The following is a 1,212-nucleotide window of genomic DNA, read 5'->3' as shown; positions in this document are numbered from 1 at the left end:
TGACCCGTCCTGAAATAAGGCTACATAATTTTAAACATTATGTATAGAAATGACAAAGTCATTAGACGTTACAGTGAACCTTTCAAATTAAAAATTTTAGCCGAACTTACAATCGGAAAACACACAAAGAGCCAACTTTGTAAACTCTACTCCATTGCACCTACAACTGTAAACGAATGGATTAAAAAATACAATCGTAAAGACTTAATGAACACCAGAGTAAAAGTGGAAACTAAAGACGAAATATCTAGAATCAAAGCACTTCAAAAAGAGATTGAACAGCTTAAAAAACTACTACTTAAAAAGGATCTCGATGCTATGGTATTGGATTCTTACCTTGAAGTAGCAGCTGAAGACCTTGGGTACAAATCAGTTAATGAACTAAAAAAAAAGCTAAGTATAAAGCCTTAATTAAAGCTAAAGAAAAAGCTAAGAGATTTGCTTCTTTAACTACTATAACACATTGTTTTGGGCTTAAACGTGATGCGTATTACAAATACAAATCTAGAGCTGATAAACGTTTAGAACTCGAGAAACAGATTATAAAAATAGTTAGAAAAAGACGCAAATCTCTTCCTAGAGAAGGCGTACGTAAACTTGTAAAATCATTAGATGTAGATTTTAATAAAGGGAATATTAAAGTTGGTAGAGACACTTTATTTAATGTCCTTAGAAAACATCAAATGCTAACACTAAGAAAGAAAACTAGTGCCAGAACAACCAACTCTTATCATCGTTTTTATAAGTACAATAACCTAATAAAGAATATGAAAGTTACTAAATCTAATCAAGTTTGGGTCTCTGATATAACATACATTAGAACCCTAAAAGGTTTTTGTTACCTAGCCTTAATAACTGACATGCATTCTAGGAAAATAGTTGGGTATGATCTTAGCGATAGTCTTGAACTAAAAGGATGTGTAAGAGCACTAAACAAGGCCATTTACCAAGCTAAAAATATTAAACAACTTATTCATCATTCAGACAGAGGTATACAATATTGCAGTAATGTATACACGCAAATATTAAAAAGAAAAAAGATAGATATTAGTATGACCCAAGAAAATCATTGTTATGAAAATGCCATGGCAGAACGTGTAAATGGGATACTAAAAGATGAGTTTTATCTCGATCAAACTTTTGATAACGTAGCACAAGCAAAGAGAGCTACAAAAAATGCAATTAATTTATACAATGAAGTAAGATTACATT

At 31.1% G+C, this 1,212-nt stretch carries 2 protein-coding genes; both read left to right on the top strand.

Going from position 1 to position 1,212, the window contains the following annotated elements; translation table 11 throughout:
• The first annotated feature begins 39 nt into the window (after window positions 1–39).
• Window positions 40–411 carry a transposase gene (locus tag AC2D8I_RS16210; protein WP_093868742.1) on the top strand — a complete coding sequence of 124 codons (372 nt, stop codon included), beginning with the start codon at window positions 40–42 and terminating at the stop codon, window positions 409–411.
• A partial coding sequence (locus AC2D8I_RS16205; protein ID WP_484707157.1) for an IS3 family transposase occupies window positions 411–1,212 on the top strand: 802 nt, incomplete at its 3' end. The genes AC2D8I_RS16210 and AC2D8I_RS16205, both read left to right, overlap by 1 nt.

It is taken from the genome of Lacinutrix sp. YIN62 (genome assembly GCF_057219185.1).
This window is presented reverse-complemented; position numbering and strand designations above follow the sequence as displayed.